18 protein-coding genes are annotated in these 17,246 nt (G+C 40.8%); 17 read left to right on the top strand and 1 reads right to left on the bottom strand.

The window, feature by feature from the left end:
• Positions 1–70 precede the first annotated feature (70 nt).
• From JBW_RS14915 to groL, 17 genes are all read left to right on the top strand, one after another.
• On the top strand, positions 71–1,108 hold the full coding sequence (locus JBW_RS14915) for a LacI family DNA-binding transcriptional regulator (RefSeq protein ID WP_007957853.1): 1,038 nt from the start codon (positions 71–73) through the stop codon (positions 1,106–1,108).
• Positions 1,105–2,034, top strand: a complete 930-nt coding sequence (gene rbsK, locus JBW_RS14910; RefSeq protein WP_007957852.1) for a ribokinase — start codon at positions 1,105–1,107, stop codon at positions 2,032–2,034. The genes JBW_RS14915 and rbsK overlap by 4 nt, the downstream gene beginning before the upstream one ends.
• Complete coding sequence (rbsD, locus tag JBW_RS14905) at positions 2,031–2,426, top strand: D-ribose pyranase (protein WP_007957851.1); 396 nt, start codon at positions 2,031–2,033, stop codon at positions 2,424–2,426. Before rbsK ends, rbsD begins: the two co-directional genes overlap by 4 nt.
• A gap of 17 nt (positions 2,427–2,443) precedes the next feature.
• The gene (locus JBW_RS14900; protein WP_007957849.1) at positions 2,444–3,955 is read left to right on the top strand and encodes a sugar ABC transporter ATP-binding protein; all 1,512 of its coding nucleotides are present in this window, start codon (positions 2,444–2,446) and stop codon (positions 3,953–3,955) included.
• A complete protein-coding gene (locus tag JBW_RS14895) occupies positions 3,945–4,940 on the top strand; it encodes an ABC transporter permease (RefSeq protein WP_007957846.1) in 996 nt (331 codons plus the stop codon). The genes JBW_RS14900 and JBW_RS14895 overlap by 11 nt, the downstream gene beginning before the upstream one ends.
• A 293-nt stretch (positions 4,941–5,233) precedes the next feature.
• On the top strand, positions 5,234–6,190 hold the full coding sequence (locus tag JBW_RS14890) for a sugar ABC transporter substrate-binding protein (RefSeq protein ID WP_007957844.1): 957 nt from the start codon (positions 5,234–5,236) through the stop codon (positions 6,188–6,190).
• A gap of 266 nt (positions 6,191–6,456) precedes the next feature.
• Positions 6,457–7,611 (top strand): N-acetylmuramoyl-L-alanine amidase family protein, encoded by a 1,155-nt coding sequence (locus tag JBW_RS14885; protein ID WP_007957842.1) that lies wholly within the window; start codon positions 6,457–6,459, stop codon positions 7,609–7,611.
• Complete coding sequence (locus JBW_RS14880) at positions 7,611–8,192, top strand: GerMN domain-containing protein (RefSeq protein WP_007957840.1); 582 nt, start codon at positions 7,611–7,613, stop codon at positions 8,190–8,192. The genes JBW_RS14885 and JBW_RS14880 overlap by 1 nt, the downstream gene beginning before the upstream one ends.
• A gap of 188 nt (positions 8,193–8,380) precedes the next feature.
• On the top strand, positions 8,381–9,379 hold the full coding sequence (gene thiL, locus JBW_RS14875) for a thiamine-phosphate kinase (RefSeq protein ID WP_007957839.1): 999 nt from the start codon (positions 8,381–8,383) through the stop codon (positions 9,377–9,379).
• 28 nt (positions 9,380–9,407) lie between these two features.
• Complete coding sequence (gene tsaE / locus JBW_RS14870) at positions 9,408–9,899, top strand: tRNA (adenosine(37)-N6)-threonylcarbamoyltransferase complex ATPase subunit type 1 TsaE (RefSeq protein ID WP_007957837.1); 492 nt, start codon at positions 9,408–9,410, stop codon at positions 9,897–9,899.
• On the top strand, positions 9,881–10,588 hold the full coding sequence (gene tsaB, locus JBW_RS14865; RefSeq protein WP_007957835.1) for a tRNA (adenosine(37)-N6)-threonylcarbamoyltransferase complex dimerization subunit type 1 TsaB: 708 nt from the start codon (positions 9,881–9,883) through the stop codon (positions 10,586–10,588). Before tsaE ends, tsaB begins: the two co-directional genes overlap by 19 nt.
• Positions 10,585–11,031 carry a ribosomal protein S18-alanine N-acetyltransferase gene (gene rimI, locus JBW_RS14860; RefSeq protein ID WP_007957827.1) on the top strand — a complete coding sequence of 149 codons (447 nt, stop codon included), beginning with the start codon at positions 10,585–10,587 and terminating at the stop codon, positions 11,029–11,031. Before tsaB ends, rimI begins: the two co-directional genes overlap by 4 nt.
• A 133-nt stretch (positions 11,032–11,164) precedes the next feature.
• Positions 11,165–12,220 (top strand): tRNA (adenosine(37)-N6)-threonylcarbamoyltransferase complex transferase subunit TsaD, encoded by a 1,056-nt coding sequence (gene tsaD, locus JBW_RS14855; RefSeq protein ID WP_007957825.1) that lies wholly within the window; start codon positions 11,165–11,167, stop codon positions 12,218–12,220.
• Positions 12,221–12,355: 135 nt separating this feature from the next.
• Positions 12,356–13,777 (top strand): histidine kinase N-terminal domain-containing protein, encoded by a 1,422-nt coding sequence (locus JBW_RS14850; protein ID WP_007957823.1) that lies wholly within the window; start codon positions 12,356–12,358, stop codon positions 13,775–13,777.
• 1 nt (position 13,778) lies between these two features.
• A complete protein-coding gene (locus JBW_RS14845) occupies positions 13,779–14,360 on the top strand; it encodes an ANTAR domain-containing response regulator (RefSeq protein ID WP_007932110.1) in 582 nt (193 codons plus the stop codon).
• A 247-nt stretch (positions 14,361–14,607) separates the two neighbouring features.
• The gene (gene groES / locus JBW_RS14840; protein ID WP_007957822.1) at positions 14,608–14,892 is read left to right on the top strand and encodes a co-chaperone GroES; all 285 of its coding nucleotides are present in this window, start codon (positions 14,608–14,610) and stop codon (positions 14,890–14,892) included.
• Positions 14,893–14,919: 27 nt separating this feature from the next.
• Positions 14,920–16,569 carry a chaperonin GroEL gene (gene groL, locus JBW_RS14835; RefSeq protein WP_007957821.1) on the top strand — a complete coding sequence of 550 codons (1,650 nt, stop codon included), beginning with the start codon at positions 14,920–14,922 and terminating at the stop codon, positions 16,567–16,569.
• Positions 16,570–16,759: 190 nt separating this feature from the next.
• Here groL and JBW_RS25760 read toward each other — a convergent pair whose 3' ends face one another.
• Entirely contained in the window at positions 16,760–17,017 is a 258-nt protein-coding gene (locus JBW_RS25760; protein ID WP_007957820.1) for a tyrosine-type recombinase/integrase, read from the bottom strand.
• Positions 17,018–17,246: the final 229 nt, after the last annotated feature.

Below are 17,246 nucleotides of genomic sequence, written 5' to 3'. Positions count from 1 at the left end.
CAGGAATTTTATTGTTTCAGGTAGAAAGGTTAAGTAAACGTTTACAAGGATAACTGGTTAGGAGTATATGATGGCATATGATAAAGAAAACTTTAGAAATGTAACAATTAAAGATGTCGCGAAAAGGGCTGAAGTTTCCATTGCAACAGTGTCGCGAATCTTGAATGGAAAAGACCGAGTCTCACCATTGTTAGCAGAGCGTGTTTTGCTAGCGACCAAAGAATTGCAATATCAGCCAAATGATGTGGCAAGAGCGTTAAAGATAAAAGAATCTCGTAGCATTGGTCTTATTATTCCGGATATCGAAAATCCTTTTTTTCCTGCGTTGGTGAGGGGGGTTCAAGATGCGGCTAAAATACATAATTATGCTGTTATCTTGTGTAATACCGATGGAAAAACAGAAGAAGAGAAAAAATACATCCAGTTTTTGTATAGTAAACGTGTGGATGGCATAGCATTTACTGAAAGTGTTGACAACAAAAAAAATATTGCGTTGTTAGATTCATTAGGTATCCCTGTTGTTTTGCTGGATCGGAGAGTAGAGGGAATGAAGGCCAGTGGTGTTAGTACGGATAATCGCTTAGGGGCCTTCATGGCCACCAAGCATTTAATTGAAAGAGGTAAGCGGCGGATTGCCTTTATTAGCGGATTGCCAAAACTTTCTTCAGGAGCTGAGCGGGCAAGTGGTTACCAAGATGCTCTTCTTAGCTATAACATTCAGTATGACAAGAAGTTGGCGTTTATTGGTGCTTTTACCTATGAGAGCGGTTATGCTGCAGTGGAGAATCTGTTATTGAGTCGCTACCAATTCGATGCTATTTTTGCATCTAACGATATCATGGCCATCGGTGCAATTGAATGCTTGAACCAATATGGCATTCGGGTACCAGAGGATGTAGCCGTTGTTGGTTTTGATGATATACGGTTGGCGACATGGTATAAGCCGTTATTAACTACGATTCGGCAACCTGTATATGAGATGGGACAATATGCGATAAAGCTATTGGTAGAGCATATTACAGGTGAACGAAGCAGTCCGCATGAAAAGATATTTGTACCTGAACTGATGATTCGTCAATCTTCAGGTGGCTTGGAGGAATCAAAATGAGCACATTGACAAAACCAATACTGGTTGTGGGCAGCCTAAATATGGATTTAGTGGTAACCGTTGCTGAGCTGCCCCAAAAGGGTGAAACTATTTTCGGGAAAACGTTTACAACCTTTCCAGGCGGCAAGGGTGGGAACCAAGCGGTGACCGCAGCTAAATTGGGATCGAAGGTAACAATGGTAGGAGCTGTCGGGCGGGATGAATTTGGTGAAAGGTTGCGGTGCAGTCTTTCGCAAAGCGGGGTAGGTACTTCCTATATATCTTTAGCTGAAACTTCTACTGGTACAGCATTAATTACAGTGGATCAAAGGGGAGCCAATTCCATCGTGGTAGTGCCTGGAGCTAATTACGCATGTTGTCAGCAAGACATAGATTCAGCATTGGAAGCGGCAGAAGTGCCTGGAATTCTTCTTGTACAGAATGAAATACCAGAAACAATCGTGGAATATACAATTAGGGCCGCCAAGGGGAAAGGGTGGACTACAATTTTGAATCCTGCACCAGCGCGCCTGATTTCAGAGGGACTCTTATCGATGATCGATATTCTGATTCCCAATGAGACAGAAGCATCGGTGCTTACGGGCGGTAAAGCTGGCGCAGAAGATGAAGCGGCACAAGTTCTATTAGATAGGGGCGCAGCAGCCGTCATTATTACATTAGGCAGTAAAGGGGCTTTATGCTGTACTGTAGAGCAGAAGCAGCAGATACTCCCCTATAAGGTAGACGCAGTAGATACGACTGCTGCTGGAGATGCGTATGTTGGCGCACTAGCCACTGCCTTAGCGGAGGGGAAAACAGTGCTGGAAAGTGCAAAATTTGCAGCAGCTGTAGCGGCTATAGCAGTGACGAGACCTGGAGCCCAGCCATCATTGCCTTGGCGAGACGAAGTAGACGAATTTATTCGTAAACAGGAGGGGCAGCAATGAAGAAAATTGGAGTATTAAATCAAGGGATCAGTGAAGTCATTGCTGGTATGGGACACAAAGATCAGCTAGTCATTGGAGACTGTGGTTTGCCAATACCGCAAGGAATACGGCGGATTGATATAGCCTTGACTCCTGGTGTTCCAGGATTTTTAGAAACGCTCTGTGTAATATTGCAAGAACTAGAGGTGGAGAGTGCGGTGATAGCCAATGAGATGGAAACCGTCAGCCCAAAGATGTATGAGGGTGTGAAGGAACTGTTAGGAGCTGTGCCTATTCATCGATGTAGTCACGAAGAGTTTAAGGAAATGAATCAGAAGGCAGTTGCTGTGATTCGCACTGGTGAGTGTACTCCTTACGCCAACATTATACTAAATTCAGGTGTCAACTTTTAACTGGGGGTGATTACGGTATGGACCATGAAGTTATTCTACGCATGCAGGATATCAATAAGGCTTTTCCTGGAGTGCAGGCTTTAGATCATATTAACTTTGAACTCCGTAAAGGAGAAGTTCATTGCTTATTAGGAGAAAATGGCGCAGGTAAATCGACCTTGATTAAGATTATGAGTGGCGCCCATCAAAAAGACAGCGGTACAGTTCTATTGTACGGTAAAGAAGTAGACATTAAAAATGCTCACATTTCTCGTGATCTTGGCATTAGCACCATTTATCAGGAAATGAGTTTAATCCCAGGAATGAGCGTGGCAGAAAATATTTTTTTGGGAGAAGAAATTGTTAAATCTCCCTTCTATATAGTTGATAAAGAAAAAATGGAAAAGCAGGCAGAAGAAATCTTTCGTGAAATGAATATCGATATCAATCCCAAAAGACTGGTTAAGGAAATGAGTACAGCCCAGCAGCAGATGGTAGAAATTGCCCGGTCATTAGTGAAAAAACGTCAAATTATTATCATGGATGAGCCAACTTCCTCGATTAGTGATAAGGATACCCATGAATTGTTTCGGATCATTCACAAGCTGAAAAGTCAAGGCGTGGCGATTATTTACATTTCTCATCGACTGCAGGAACTTAGTGAAATTGTAGATCGCATCACTGTCATGCGAGATGGTCAAGATATAGGAACTGTTAATATGAAAGATGTGACAATCGATCAATTGATTACGATGATGGTGGGACGGACATTAGAAAAAATGGATAAACCAGTCAGGGATCATATTGGAGAGGTCTTGCTGGAAGTGAAAAATATTAGCTGGGGTAATGTTGTACAAAACGCCAGCTTTATTTTAAGAAAAGGTGAAATTTTGGGATTTGCAGGTTTGGTTGGTGCTGGCAGGAGTGAGCTGATGAGGCTGCTCTTTGGTGCAGAAAAAATGGATGCGGGCAGGATATTGCTTCAGGGAGCCCAGGTGGAAATTCACTCTCCAATACAGGCGATTGGTCATGGTATTGGCTATCTCAGTGAAGATCGGAAGAGAGATGGGTTAGTACTTAGCATGGGGATTGATCAAAATATTACCATGGCAAATTTGCCCAGAGTGTGCAATGGCTTTTTCCTTAGTCGCAAGAAAGAACAGTTGGAGGCTAAGAATAGCGTACAAGCTTTAAATGTAGCTACCAATTCTATTCATAAGTTGGTGAAGTTTTTAAGCGGGGGAAATCAGCAAAAGGTGATTATCGGAAAGTGGCTTTTGACGGATTGTCAAATATTGATTTTTGATGAGCCGACTCGGGGGATCGATGTAGGAGCAAGGGCTGAAATTTATAAATTGATGAATGGATTAGCTCAGTTAGGCAAGAGCATTATTATGGTGTCTTCTGATTTACCTGAAATTATTAGAGTCAGTAATCGGGTTATCGTAATGAATCAGGGAAGGATTTCTGGTGAATTTGAAAATGATGGTACGATTACCCAGGAGGGAATTATGCCATTGATGTTGGGGGGCGTTGGAAATGTTTCATAAAATTGCAGATCGATTCGGAATCGGAATTGCAATTGTCGCATTGTTTATATTTTTGTCAGTTAGCAGTCCTCATTTCCTGGATATTGCCAATCTACTCAATATTTTGCTGCAAGTTTCGATTTCAACGATTATTGCCGTCGGCATGACCTTTGTTATTCTCACCTCTGGTATTGATTTATCCGTAGGCCCGCTGACGGCATTTTCCAGTGTAATAATCGGCTTAACGTTACATTTAGATATTGGTATTGGCATACCGATACTGAGTGGAATTCTAGTCGGTGCTTTATTAGGCTTTATGAATGGAATATTAATTGCCAAACTTAAAATTCCAGCATTCATTGCAACCCTTGGTATGATGAGTGTGGCAAGAGGAGCCGCCTTATTTATTACAAACGGGCAGACTATACATATGTTTCCTAGTGAATTTCGTTTTATAAGCGCAGGAAACCTGATGAGTATTCCGATTCCTGTCATTTATGCTTTTGTTGTTGTAATGATTGCGATCTTTATTTTAAATTATACTAAATTTGGTCGTCACATTTACGCTATTGGAGGAAATAAAGAAGCTGCTCGTTTATCGGGAATTAATGTGAAGTCTGTAGAAACATGGGCCTATATCATTTGTGGCATAACATGCGGTATTGGTGCCGTTATTTTGACAGGTCGTTTAAATGCTGCCCAGCCTATTGCAGGAATCGGCTATGAGCTAGATGCCATTGCTGCCGTTATCATTGGTGGTACCAGTTTAAATGGCGGTGAGGGATCTATTGGCGGTACGCTTATGGGAGCGATTCTGATTGGGATGCTGCGCAATGGCTTAAATCTTCTGAATGTTTCGCCTTTCTTGCAGCAAATTGTAATTGGTGCCGTTATTGTTAGTGCTGTGTTTTTTGATCAATACAGAAGATCAAAAAAAGACAGCAGTGCAGCCAAGGGACTGAATCGACCAAGCCAAGCAGTGGGGGCGACAAAGCCATATCAATGACAACATATAAGCTTAATTTGTGTAGACCTTGTTGGTAAACAATCTTATTGTATTTCTTTCGTAAGGTTGTTATATACACCAAAGGCCAGGACTAGAATGATGCTTGGCGTCATTTTAGCCTAGTCGAGCTTGAATCATCAGACTAAGGCGCCCTCAGCCTTTCTTATGAAGGTGAGAATATTTATAGCGAATTCGTCTTGAAGATTCAAAAGAATCGTAAGCGGCAAAAGAGTCCTTTACTGCTTGCAAGAACAGTAGCACAGCGAGTTTAAAAAGAGGGGGAGAATCAACTTATGTACAAAAAAACAGTAGCGATTCTGGTGGGAGTAGGTTTACTGGCATCTTTAGTAACTGGATGCGGCAGTTCTGGCAGCGACAAACCTGCTGCGAAGGCGGACAAAAAGGAATTAAAAATTGGCTTTGTTATGAAAACGTTAAGTAATCCGTTTTTTATCAGTATGGAGAAAGGCGCTCAAAAAGCTGGGAAAGAATTAGGTGTGAAATTGGAAGTCCAGGTAGGGCAAGAAGAAACTTCAATTGAACAGCAAATTGCCATTGTAGAAAATATGATTGCGACAAAAGTGGATGCAATATGTATTGCTCCAGGCGGTTCAAAAGAAATCGTACCTGTTTTGAAAAAGGCGCAGGATGCGGGAATTCCAATTATTAATATTGATAATCGTATTGATGGCGATGCAGCGAAAGCGGCTGGACTTAAACCCATTCCGTATGTTGGTGCCAGTAATATTGATGGTGGTTATCTTGCAGGTAAATATTTGGCTGAGCAGCTGAAAGGGAAAGGGAAAGTGGCCATCATAGAAGGTATTCAGGGAGTCGATAATGCAGAGGGAAGAAAGAATGGAGCTGAAAAAGCATTTGCTGAGTACAAAGATATCCAAATCGTCGCTTCTCAATCTGCAAATTGGAAGACTGAAGAAGGTCTCAACGTAATGACAAACATTCTGCAGGCAAATCCAGATCTCAATGGGGTATTTTGTGCTAATGATATGATGGCTTTCGGTGCCATTCAAGCCATTGATGGTGTTGGTAAATCCGGGAAAATAATAGTAACAGCGTATGATGCTTTAGACCAAGCGAAAGTATACATTAAAGAAGGAAAAATGGCATCAACTGTGGATCAAAAACCTGATGATCAAGGTTACTATGGTGTAAAATATGCCGTTGACTTGATCAATAAGAAAGAGGTGCCTATGGAGTATATGGTTAAATTGGAAAATATCACGAAATAAAAATAGAATATGCCTGTGTCACAAAGAGGGCTGTAGCTGTGGTTTATTGCAGCTGCGGCCCTCTTTAAAATCAACAAAGTAGATTTTTTTGATTTTTTTATCCTTATACCCGAAAGTCCTGCAGGATTTTTGTTAGTAGGCACGAATTGTAAAACAATATATCATACTATGCATTTTTTTGAAACATTATGTATGATATATGTGTATTGAGAGTGATTTGCCTATAAAAATAATAAACTTGTGGTGACAAACGGAGGTGTTATAAATTGCGTCGATTTCGTTCTGCTTTCTTAAGTCTGCTATTCTTGATGCTATTTTTGGTGCCTCAGGTTGGTATGGCGGCGTTAAATGATAATAGACCAGGGGCTAAACCAGCGGCAGCTATAACTTCACTGAAAGCAACAGCGCTATCGCAGACAAAACTTTCTGGTAACAATCAGTTAATCAATGTTCGGTGGCTAGTACATAAAGATGCTGTGGAAGGGACCAGTAAATTACGCTTAGTAATTGATACCAAGGATGCCGTGAGAGTCAGCAGCAAGCTGGATGGGACAAAAGGCTCTCAGTTAGTTATTGATATTAATGGTGCAGCAGTGGGAAATGTTAATAATTTAGTAGATTTAGATGGCAAAATTGCGGACAAGGTTCGATTTATTAAAAAAGATAATACCAACAGTCAAGTTATAGTGGACTTATCTACTATGATTGAGGATAGTGACTACAAAGTATTTACTTTGAAAAGTGACGCAATTAATAATAAGACCTTTCGTGTGGTAATTGATGTGAATCAAGTCGTACCTAAGGTTGAGTATAACTTTACTGCTGGTTTAAGGAATAAAGTGATTGCTATTGACCCTGGGCATGGTGGCAGTGATCCAGGCGCCATTGGTCCCAACAAATTGCAGGAAAAGACTGTGACTTTGGCAGTAGCACAAAAGGTACAGGCTTTACTAGAAAAGGCAGGCGCTAAAGTATTAATGACCAGAAAGACAGATGTAGATGTCTTTGGACCGAATGCTAGTGCCGTTGATGAATTAAATGCTAGAACTTTGGGGGCAAACAACAATAAGGCAGACGTATTTGTCAGCCTGCATATTAATGCCTTCACCAGTCCCAGCGTAGGCGGTACAGCTACTTATTATTATCAGAAGAGTAATTATGATATCTTGTTGGCAAATTGTATTCAAGATAACTTGGTTAAAACCGGGGGACTGCAAGATCGTGGAATTAATGCCGCAGGATTTTATGTAATCAAAAAAACCAAAATGCCTTCTGTTTTGGCTGAGTTAGGTTTTATTTCTAATCCTGATGAAGAAAAATTGTTGAGTACTCCACAATTCCAGCAGAAACTGGCGCAAGGGATTGTGCAGGGATTGGATGACTTTTTTGCTCAAGCCGCTAAAAAGGGAGGTGGCTTATAATGTTTGGTAAAAGAATCGCTTTAGTAAGCATGTTGCTCATGCTGTCCATAATGCTGGGTGGCTGCGATACGGCTGCTCCTCAGTCGCCAACAGTGCCGAATGTGCAAAATGAAAATTCCCAAACAGGAATAGAGCCAGGCAAAACGGTCAATCCAGGACAAGATACGATGACCATGATAGTATATTTCGCAACAAAAGATGCGGCGAATTTGATAGGTGAGAAATATGTGGTTCCGAAGAATAGCCATCCAGCGCAAACTGCCATGGAGTTATTAATAGCAGGAACCAAGAACCCTGATTTAGTCGCTGTATTTCCGGCAGGAACTAAGTTGCGGAATATTTTGGTCAAGGATCATATTGCCTATGTTGATTTTAATGATAGTTTAGTGAAGAATAATAAGGGTGGTTCTGCCTTAGAAATATTGCTGGTAGGTGCCATTGTCAATACGTTAACCGAGTTTCATGATATACAAAAAGTGCAAATTCTGGTAGAGGGTAAAAAGATTGATACGATATCAGGTCATATGGATATTGGAGAACCTTTAAGCCGATCTGAGAACATAATTAAAAAAAGTAAATAATACTTCTAAAAGCAGCAATCTAAAGTTAGATTGCTGCTTTTATGTATTTTAGCAGATCGATACGGTGAATAATAAGGCAAATGGTAATAAAAAATATTTTTTATAAGATTGTTGCACATGCAGGATTTCAAACTTGTAAAACAGAATTTTAATACATTTATACTGTTTGGCGATTAGGTAGGTGTAAGATGGAAATTAAAAAATTGGGAGAGTTTGCTTTAATTGATCTGATAAAGGTCAATACGATTCATAACAAGGAAAATGTAGTAATTGGAATTGGGGATGATGCAGCAGCTCTGATACCAGCTCCTCATCAATTGCAATTGGTTACTACGGATATGCTGGTAGAGATGGTCCACTTTGATCTATCTACTACCAGTGCCTGGCAGTTAGGGTATAAATCGATTGCAGTAAACCTAAGTGATATTGCAGCAATGGGAGGACAGCCAACCCATGTTGTTATATCTATCGCTTTGCCTAGCTATTTGTCTGTAGACTTTGTTGTATCCTTATATGAGGGTATGAAAGAAATTTGCCATGAGTTTGGTGTTAATATAGTCGGTGGGGATACTGTATCGAGTCCCAATGGATTGGTGATTAATGTAACGGCAATGGGTGAAGTAGATCCAAAGAAGCTCCAGCGGCGTTCGGGAGCTGGTGTAGGAGATTTAGTGGTTGTAACGGGTGCATTAGGTGACTCGGGATGTGGATTAGAGCTCTTACAGCAGGGAAAATGGACGGAGCATGGATTCTTTCAGCCTTTAGTGACAAGACATGTAACACCAAGACCGCAAGTTACAGCAGGAGCGATGCTTGCGTCTTCTGGTTCAACAAGTATGAATGATATTAGTGATGGTTTGGCAAGTGAAGCCAATGAGATTGCCAGGGCGAGTAATGTAGGGATGCGAATCTATGCTGAGATGATTCCCTTGTCGGCAGAAGTATATGCTGCAGCCCGTGCTTTGGGGAAAGATGGTCTAGAGTACGCATTATATGGTGGTGAAGATTATCAATTGGTCTTTACGATTCCACCGCAGCAATTTTCACTGTTATCCCAAGCTGATCTTGGTACTAAGCTGACGGTTATTGGTGAAGTGATTGAGGAAAGACATGGTGTGCTATTGGTGGATAAAGATGGAGCAGAGTCACTGCTAGAACCTAAAGGATATAATCATTTTCGCCAGTAGGCTAGGTAATTAGGAGGAATTTTTTCGTATGCTGGAATTTAAAACAACTTCCCCTGAGGAAACATCTGCGTTTGGCAAATGTTTAGCTAAGGTGCTATCTGCAGGGAAGGTAGTATGTTTGGTTGGAGATCTAGGGGCTGGAAAAACCTTATTGGTACAGGGGTTAGCAGAAGGATTGGGCATAGCAGAAAGCGTACATAGTCCCACTTTCACCATTTTAAATGTATATGAAGGGCGTTTTCCTGTATATCATTTTGATTTATACCGATTAGAAAATGCTGGGGAATTATTTGATATTGGTTTTTATGAATATACGGAAGCGGATGGGCTTTCGATCATTGAGTGGGCAGACAAGTTCCCTGAGGAGCTGCCTGATGAATATTTATGGATTGAGATACGTTCGAACTTTGAGAAAAATGAAGGTAGCGTAGAGGACAGAGTCTTACAGGTACGGGCACTTGGAGCTACTTATGAACAACTTTGTGAGGAGCTGAAACAGACATGCCAATTCTTGCGATAGATACAGCTACATTGGTGTCCAGTGTTGCTTTAGCAACTGTGGACAACGTATTGGCTGAGATTACATTACAAACAAAAAAAACACATTCTGAATTATTAATGCCTCATATTGCTAAACTACTGGATATGGCTCAGGTGGCTAAAGCGGATCTTAAGGGGGTAGCTGTCAGTATTGGACCTGGCTCGTTTACAGGTCTTAGAATTGGTTTATCTACGGCTAAAACCTTAGCCTATGCTTTACAGATTCCTGTGGTTGGCGTACCCACTCTGGCAGCCATGGCTTACGGCTGTCCGGTTCCCGGAGTGATTCTGGCTCCTATGCTGGATGCACAAAAGGGAAATGTCTATCAGGCCTTATTTGAATGGCATCAGGGAGAATTAAAAGAGATACAGCCAGCGATTGTGACAGAGGTTACCGCTGCTTTAGAGAGTTTGAGCCAGCAGGAAAGACCTGTAGTAGTAATGGGAGAATCTGCGGTCATGTATCGTGACAAAATAGAACAGATTGGAAAAAATCTAATACTTGCTGCACCTCATGTGGTTATCCAGCGAGCCAGTAGTGTTGCCGGTTTAGGATACAAACTGATCAAACAAGGAGTGCGACATGATGTAATGGGTTTAGAACCTTTATATATTAGACGTTCAGAAGCTGAGGTTTTGTGGGAGTGTCGTCATGGAGTCGGCAAATGACCGTAATGATGGTACGGCGTATGAATACGCTTGATATTGATGGTGTTCTTGCAGTAGAGCAGCAATCCTTTACGACTCCCTGGTCTCGCGAGGGATTTGTCAATGAAATGAACAATGAATTGTCCTACTATCTGGTGATGGTAGAGGCTGGTAAAATCATTGGCTATGCAGGTATGTGGCTCATTGTAGATGAAGCACATGTTACGAATGTAGCGATTTTACCTACATATAGAGGGAAAAGACTAGGCGAAAGATTAATGTCCGCTCTTCTTGAACATGCGAAGAATAGGGGAGCGGTTAGAATGACCTTGGAGGTGCGAGCTTCTAATACGGTTGCTCAAGGTCTATATAGTAAATTTGGTTTTACTTCCCAAGGAAGACGGCGTAATTATTATACGGATACCAAAGAAGATGCACTCATTATGTGGTGCGAGAAGTTATAAGGAAATTTCGATAAAAAAAGAGCCACTTTCGTGGCTTATAGGGTGATTGATGATACTTACAATATGTCATAGTGGGTAAGAATGTGACTATTATTGTATTGATTGGAATGATAGAAAGATGGAGGCCTTTGTTTTGGAAAATACGCAGCAAGAAACCAGAAAACCCTGTTTAACACTGGCTCTAGAAACCAGTTGTGATGAAACATCTGCAGCAGTAGTGGCTGATGGACGCATTGTTTTATCGAATATTATTTCTTCCCAGATTCCAGTACACCAAAAATATGGTGGAGTTGTGCCTGAGATTGCTTCTCGTAAACATATTGAAAATGTACTCCCAGTGATCGATCAAGCACTAAAAGAGGCTGGGATAGCATTAACTGATATTTCAGCGATTGGAGTTACCTATGGACCAGGTCTGGTGGGAGCATTACTAGTTGGTGTATCAGTAGCAAAAGCCTTATCTTTTGCTGCAGGGATACCTCTCGTTGGCGTGAATCATTTAGAGGGACATATTTTTGCCAATTTTTTGGCTCACCCGAAATTAGAGCCGCCGTTCATGGCTTTAGTAGTATCGGGGGGGCATACTTCCTTAGTACATGTGAAGGGGTATAATGAATTTACATTATTAGGCCAGACGCGGGATGACGCGGCAGGGGAAGCTTTTGATAAAGTCGCAAGGGTGATGAAACTGCCTTACCCTGGAGGTCCTTATATTGATGCTTTGGCTGCTAAAGGTAATCCGGAAGCCATTGCTTTTCCTCGTGCGCTATCAGGAAAAAATAGCTTTGAATTTAGCTTTAGCGGGTTAAAATCGGCAGTGTTAAACTATTTAAATAGTGCAGCGCAAAAACAAGAAGAAATAAATACAGCAGATGTAGCGGCTAGTTTTCAGGCAGCTGTAATTGATGTGCTGGTTAGTAAAAGTCTTCAAGCTGCGGCTGTCTGTGGTGTAGGGCAGATTGTTCTTGCTGGAGGTGTAGCTGCCAATAGTGGTCTTAAAGCTAAAGTAGGGTATGAATGCCAACAGGCAGGGATATCCTTCTACTATCCAGATCCTATATTGTGTACTGACAATGCTGCCATGATTGCTTGCAGAGCCTATTATCAGCATCAAATAGGCGATTATGCCGATTTGCATTTGAATGCAAAACCTTCTTTGAAATTAGGCGCAAGGGAAATAGTGACTTAACATATGGAGTAAAATGTAAAATAAAAGTTTGAAAATTCCACGACAAGGAATTTTTATATAATAAGTGGAATAAGTATAAACAAAGTAATAGAGCAGGTATTCGCAATTATTTTTAAGTAATAGTTGGAGGTACAAATGGGAGTGGCTGGAGATATTTGTCGAAAAGTAACTACATTAGCCCCAGCGCAAATTGCAGTGCTAGATACAATTTGCACCGTATTGGGATTAGCAAGTGACTTGGCGCACGCCCAAGTTACCTTATATACGAAAGCGCGTATGGAGAACTTTTTGGTTATTGCAGCGCAAATAAAACCCAATACCAGCTATGTGCAGCATAAGCCCAGCTTATTGGGGACAACTGTCTATGCCTTAGAGGAGCCGCTTATATGGCGAAGTATCTCCATGGGAGAAGCGATTCATGGGCAACGGGAATGGGCTCTGGGTATGTGGATGGAAATGCAGGTCTACCCGGTGCGAGATGCTAGCGGTAATGTAATTGCTGCTGTCAGTTTTGAATCTAGCATGGAAGAAGCTCACGTACATGGGCATCAACTCTTGGTTGAAACCGCACAACTTCTTTTATCGACGGTGAAAATACCAAGCAGCAGCAAGCAATATCGTTCCTTGTCTGCCAGTGATGGTATTCTCATTGTAAATGAGCATGGTAAAATCATTTTTGCTAATTCAACTGCTGATAGTATATATAAGGTATTAGCTGTAGGTAATATTGTCGGTCGGCGCATTTATGAGCGCCAGGCCAATATGGGGTTAGCCCAAAAGGCTATGACCATTCAAGAGCCTTGTGAGGCAGAATTGTCAGCAGGCAATATGGTATTGGTACAAAGGGCAATTCCCATAGTTGTAAATCAAGTTACAGCCTGTACGGTTGTAATTTTAACAGATGTTACCGAGGTAAAAAAGAAAGAAAAAGAACTATTAATAAAATCAGCAGTCATTCAAGAAATACACCATCGGGTGAAAAATAATTTACAGACCATTGCCAGTTTACTGCGGCTGCAGTCAAGGCGTACGAAATCCCAGGAAGTAAAAGCTGCTCTACGGGAGAGTGTGAATCGAATTTCTAGTATTTCTGTTGTTCATGAATTTTTATCACAACAGGATGCAGAATTTATCGATGTAGCAGAAGTGGCTAGAAATATTCTCGACCTAGTTATTCAAAATATGCTGGAACCAGACTTTAATTTACAAACTATTTTTAATGGTGAGACAGTGGTATTTCCCTCGGAGCAGGCTAGTAGTTTAGCTCTGGTTATTAATGAGCTGATCCAAAACTCCATCGAACATGGTTTTGTAGGTCGGCATGAAGGCATCATTGGGGTTGACATTAGTACCCTGGAAGATGAATATAAAATCGAAATCTATGATAATGGCATTGGCATGCCACCGAGCTTTAATCCCCAATTATCCAACAGTTTGGGATTGCAAATTGTACGAACACTGATTGAGAGCGATGTTGGCGGTAGTTTTGCATTATACACGGATAATGGTACTCATGCTTGTATTACCATTCCCCGTAAGGCGAAAGGAGGAGTTTAGAATGGAATCATTGCGGATTGTTATAGCTGATAATGAATCAATTATTCGGATGGATTTAAAAGAGCTTTTGGAAGAGGCAGGACATACGGTCGTGGCAGAAGCCTCTGACGGATCGAGGGCTGTTGATTTAGTTCGTCAATATCGGCCTGATTTGGTTATTATGGATATTAAGATGCCTGAGATGGATGGTATTACAGCAGCAAAGATAATTTCCAATGAGAAGCTTGCTCCTGTTTTATTGTTAACAGCATTTAGTCAAAAGGATATTGTGGAGAAAGCGAAGGATTCAGGTGTACTGGCTTATTTAGTGAAGCCTGTAAAAGAAGTGAATTTATTTCCTGCTATCGAGATCGCTTTGTCTCGTTTTCAAGAGTTTGCTGAGTTAGAACAAGAACTCGAGAATGTGAAACAATCCTTAGAGACACGAAAAATTCTTGACCGTGCGAAAGGAATTTTGATGGATGCTTACAATCTTAGCGAAACAGAAGCCTATCGTCGCATTCAACAATATAGTATGAGTAAACGCAAATCGATTAAAGATGTTGCTGAATCCATTGTAGAAGCAGCAACGAAAAGAACATAACCTGCCTAAAGTGCCTAATTAGGCACTTTTCTACTTATAAGCAGCAAAAAGGACCATTTATTTTTTGCGTGTAATATACGCAATGAGAAGTGAGTCTAAAGATTTTTTGAAAAAAATATGGATTTTTCCTATTAAACACTTGCTTTTTCTTGCTGAATTTTATATCATAAATTATGTGATTAGCACTCGCTAACAATGAGTGCTAACAAAATTAATATCATTACATATCGTGGAGGAGGAAATTTCAATGATTAAGCCATTGGGTGACAGAGTCGTCATTAAGGTTTTAGAAGGCGAGATGAAAACAAAAAGTGGTATCGTACTACCTGATACTGCTAAGGAAAAGCCACAAGAAGGTGAAATTATCGAGGTCGGTACCGGCAAAGTATTGGAAAATGGTCAACGCGTAGCTCTTGATGTAAAAGTTGGCGATAAAATTATATTCTCCAAGTATGCAGGTACTGAAGTGAAATATGAAGGGCAAGAATATCTGATTGTAAGTGAAAGAGATATTTTAGCAGTTGTACAATAATAAAAATATTTGGGAGGTTTACATATAATGGCAAAGCAAATTTTATTTGATGAAGACGCACGTCGCGCATTAGAAAGAGGCGTAAATGCACTTGCAAATGCAGTAAAAGTAACACTTGGACCTAAGGGTCGTAATGTTGTTCTGGATAAAAAATTCGGTGCTCCTACTGTTACAAATGATGGTGTAACGATTGCTCGTGACATTGATCTGGAAGATCCGTTTGAAAATATGGGTGCTCAGCTTGTTAAAGAAGTTGCTACCAAAACCAATGATGTGGCTGGTGATGGTACTACTACTGCAACTTTACTTGCACAAGCTATGATTCGTGAAGGTATGCGCAATGTAGCAGCAGGCGCAAACCCTATGATCATTAAAAAAGGTATCGAAAAAGCAGTGAAAACTTTAGTAGAAGAAATTAAAAAATCTGCTAAGAAAGTGGAAACAAAAGATGCGATTGCACAAGTTGCTTCGATTTCCGCAGCTGACGAAGAAATCGGTAATTTGATTGCTGAGGCTATGGAAAAAGTGGGTAAAGACGGTGTTATCACCGTTGAAGAATCCAAAGGTATGGGAACTAGTCTTGATGTAGTAGAAGGTATGCAATTTGACCGTGGCTACATTTCCCCATACATGGTAACGGATACTGACAAAATGGAAGCGATTTTAAACGATCCTTACATTTTGATCACTGACCGTAAAATTGGTGCCATTGCAGATTTACTTCCTACATTGGAAAAAGTGGTGCAACAAGGTCGTGAACTTTTGATCCTTGCTGAAGATATCGAAGGCGAAGCATTAGCAACTTTGGTTGTGAATAAATTACGCGGTACTTTTAAAGCTGTAGCTGTAAAAGCTCCTGGTTTTGGTGATCGTCGTAAAGCAATGCTAGAAGACATTGCTGCTTTAACTGGCGGTACTGTTGTTACAGAAGAAATTGGTCGCAAACTTGACACTGTAGAACTTGTTGATCTTGGACGTGCTCGTCAAGTACGTGTTTCCAAAGAAGAAACTACTATTATTGATGGCGCTGGTGATGTAACTCTAATCAAAGCTCGCGTTAGCCAAATCAAAACACAAATCGAAGATAGCACTTCTGATTTTGATAAAGAAAAACTTCAAGAACGTCTTGCTAAATTATCTGGCGGTGTGGCTGTAATTCAAGTAGGTGCTGCAACAGAAGTAGAACTGAAAGAAAAGAAATATCGTATTGAAGATGCTTTGAATGCAACTCGTGCTGCTGTTGAAGAAGGTATTGTCGCAGGTGGTGGTACTACTTTCATCGATATCTTATCAGCTCTTGATGCCATTGAAACAATTGGTGACGAAAAGACAGGTGTTGAAATTGTAAAACGTGCAATTGAAGAGCCTGTACGCCAGATTGCTAACAATGCAGGCCTTGAAGGTTCCATCGTTGTTGCAGGCGTGAAAAAAGCCGGTAAAGGCATGGGCTTCAATGCATTAACTGAAGAGTATGTTGACATGATTGCTGCAGGTATTGTTGATCCAGCAAAAGTTACTCGTTCTGCATTGCAAAATGCTGCTAGTATCGCCGCAATGGTATTGACTACTGAAACATTAGTAGCTGATAAACCAGAAAAAGACGGTGGTGCTGGTGCTGCTGCTATGGGCGGCATGGGCGGTATGGGTGGCATGGGCGGTATGGGCGGCATGATGTAATATCAGCCTCAAACCCCTTTGCAGGAACGGGTTTGAACGCTACCTACCCCTAAATGGTAACATTTTGGTAACATAAAAAAGAATTTTTTAGAGGTCTCGCGAGAGTTGAGTAAACTTTTGTGCGACCTCTTTTTTCATGTCCCTTGTGATTATTACCTTTTCTAGAGCCTTTATAACAATAGGATCAACTTCAATAATTGTATCGATGCCTCTGTTTTTGGTGTAATTCATACGTTGTAATGGAATTCCTCAGATTGTAATAGGTCTTTGTAGCAATAATTGCATTTAGCTTAGTATCTTGGTCTGTCTTCTTTAAGGCGCATAATTCACCTGCCCTAAGACCAGTATAAGCAAGTGTTAAAAAAAACTCGTAATCGTCCTCTATGCCTTTCTCACGAGCAGTCTTAAGAAATAGGGCAAGCTCTTCTTTTTCCAGATACTTAGGCACTACATTTTTTTGCTCAATATCTTCTACTATTTTGACGCTTTCTTGATAGAGGTCAAGCCACTCTTGAGCGAAGTCCTCAAATACGATATTGCTTTCGTCAACATATGTATCGTCAGATAATTCTTTTTGAAACTCAGCTGCTGCTAGCTGAGCTTCTTTTTTTGTTTTGAATCCTCCTTTTCTTTTTTATATCCTTCAATCTTGCTAACTCATGTGGAATGTCACACAT

It is taken from the genome of Pelosinus fermentans JBW45 (assembly GCF_000271665.2).
Classification (GTDB): Bacteria; Bacillota; Negativicutes; order DSM-13327; family DSM-13327; genus Pelosinus; species Pelosinus baikalensis.
The sequence above is the reverse complement of the archived record's forward strand: the minus strand, read 5'-3'. Positions and strand labels throughout refer to the sequence as shown.